The organism is Actinotalea sp., from assembly GCF_041597215.1.
Lineage (GTDB): Bacteria > Actinomycetota > Actinomycetes > Actinomycetales > Cellulomonadaceae > Actinotalea.
On sequence record NZ_JBFHHB010000336.1, the window covers coordinates 1 to 2462 of the forward strand.

The 2462-nt window shown below is 74.0% G+C and carries 2 protein-coding genes and 1 pseudogene; 2 read left to right on the forward strand and 1 reads right to left on the reverse strand.

Translation table 11 applies throughout. The features are described from left to right. Nucleotides 1-40: 40 nt before the first annotated feature. Nucleotides 41-721 (reverse strand): hypothetical protein, encoded by a 681-nt coding sequence (locus ABWK99_RS15640; protein ID WP_372595613.1) that lies wholly within the window; start codon nucleotides 719-721, stop codon nucleotides 41-43. A gap of 147 nt (nucleotides 722-868) precedes the next feature. Between ABWK99_RS15640 and ABWK99_RS15645 the strand changes: the two genes are divergently transcribed. Continuing rightward, nucleotides 869-2041, forward strand: coding sequence for a PucR family transcriptional regulator (locus ABWK99_RS15645; RefSeq protein ID WP_372595614.1), 1173 nt, complete (start codon nucleotides 869-871; stop codon nucleotides 2039-2041). Nucleotides 2042-2119: 78 nt separating this feature from the next. Then, nucleotides 2120-2462: pseudogene (locus ABWK99_RS15650) on the forward strand (ACP S-malonyltransferase); the annotation flags it as partial.

Here is a 2462-nt window from a genome sequence, read left to right on the forward strand (position 1 = left end):
GAGGTCTCCCTCGGGGCCCGCGTTCGTCGTCCTGGGTGACTCAGGTGGTTGCGCGGCGCTCGGCGCCGTCGATCATCGGCTCGATCTCCGCCCGCACGGCCTCGACGGCCGCGTGGTCGGGGTGCAGGCGCATCGAGTCGAGGTGGTGCCGCGCCTCTGCCGGCCGCTCCGCCTCGAGAGCGGCGAGGGCGAGGTGCCGGCCGACGATGACGTCGTGCTCCCGCACCCGCCAGTGACCGACGCCGAGGCCGAGGGCCTCGACCGGGAGGTCAGCCCCCCGCAGGACGGCGAGCCCCTCCGCGAGGGCGGCACCGGACGGGTCCCGCTCGGCGGCCGTGGCCAGCCGGCGCATCGCACCCTCGCGATCGTCGACGATGGACAGCCGGGCGAGCTCGATCAACGGGAACCAGGCTCGCGGGTTGCCGGCGAGCTCCTCGGCGAGCGACCAGACCGCGAGGTCGGCGGCGCGTCGGGTCGCGTCGTCGTCGACCTCTGCCGACAGCGGGTCGACGGCGCTCGCCGACTCCGCCGCGTGCCGCCGGACGATCTCCGCCAGCGCGGCGAACGCGCGGGCGTCGTTCGGGTTCTCGTGGAGCGTCGCCCGCACGGCGTCCTCGTGGATGGTGTCGTCGTGCCGTGCCGACGTCGGCCGCCGCAGTCCGACCGTCGAGGCGGAGACCGGGCGGCGGATCAAGTGGCGCAATCGCTGGATCAGACCCATGCCATGACGATAGCCGTCGTTGACCCGCCGCACCGGGGCAGGCTCCCGGAGGTCTCGGTTCGGCGACGCCGGCGCACCGTATGTCCTTGTGCGCTCCCTACAAGGAACGACACCCGACTCGCCCCCGCCACCCGTATGCTCGCTGCCATGGCAACGTCGACGGAGCCGCAGGCTCATACCCTGCGCCGACTGCACGACGGATCCGGCGTGCTCGCGGCCGCCGCCCTGCGCAAGCTCGACGAGGACCTCCCCTGGTACCGGGCCCTGCCGGCCGAGGACCGCTCGTGGACGGGGCTCGTCGTCCAGGCCGCGATCTCGAGCTTCATCACCTGGTACGCCGATCCGACCACCGCGCCGCACGGCGTCGGGGAGATCTTCACCGCCGCTCCCCCGGAGCTGACCCGGTCGATCTCCCTCCAGCACACGCTTCAGCTCGTCCGCCGGATCGTCGAGGTCGTCGAGGACCACAGCGACCGTCTCGCGGCCCCCGGGTCCGAGCGGGACCTGCGCGAGGCCGTCCTGCGCTACTCCCGGGAGGTCGCCTTCTCGGCGGCGGAGGTGTACGCCCGCGCCGCCGAGGTCCGCGGCGCATGGGACGCGCGCCTCGAGGCCCTCGTGGTGGACGCCCTGCTGCGCGGCGAGCGGGACGACGCCCTGCACTCGCGGGTCGCCGCACTCGGCTGGAGCGGTCACGGCACCGTGCTCGTGATGGTCGGCTACGCACCCCACAGGATCGACGAGGTGCGCACGGCCGAGCTCCGTCGCGCCACCCGGCGTGCCACGGACGACGCCCTCGTGGGGATCCAGGGCGATCGGATCGTCGTCGTGCTCGGCGGTGAGGGAGACCTTCGCGCAGCGGCCACGACGCTCGCCGACCGTTTCGGTCCCGGACCCGTCGTCCTCGGTCCCGCCGTCCCGAACATCGGTGAGGCCGGCCGCTCCGCGGCGGCTGCGCTCGCCGGGCTCTCCGCTGCCGCGGCCTGGCCGGGCGCTCCGCGCCCCGTGTCCGCTGACGACCTGCTCCCCGAACGGGTGCTGATCGGTGATGCGAGCGCCCGCTCGCGGCTCGTCGAGCAGGCGTACGTGCCCTTGTCCGCCGCCGGCGGGTCCCTTCTCGAGACCTTGACGGCCCATATCGAGCACGGTCGCTCCCTCGAGGCGGCGGCCCGCGTGCTCTACGTCCACCCGAACACCGTGCGCTACCGCCTGCGCAAGGTCGCAGAGGTCACGGGCTGGGACCCGCTCGACGCGCGCGAGGCCCATGTCCTGCAGGTCGCGCTCGCGCTCGGACGGCTCGGCGACGCAGGCGTCACGTTGTAGGTTCCGCACAAGCGCACCGCGCGAGCTTGGTGCCCGTCGTCGGGCCGTCCGCACGGCGTGTGCAGGCACAGTTGACGGGTGCTCGCACTCATCTGCCCCGGACAGGGCTCCCAGACCCCCGGGTTCCTCGCCCCATGGCTCGAGCTCGACGGAGTCGGCGAGCGTCTCGCGGAGTTCTCGGAGGCCGCTGACCTCGACCTGCAGACCCATGGGACGGTGTCCGACGCCGACACCATCCGGGACACGGCCGTCGCACAACCCCTCATCGTCTCCGCCTCGCTCCTGGCCCTCCAGGCGTTGCTCGACGGGCGCGAGGCCTCCTCGGTGGTCGACGTGACGGCCGGGCACTCGGTCGGCGAGCTGGCCGCGGCCGCGATCGCCGGCGTCCTGGACCCGGCGGGCGCCGTCGGCCTGGTGACGC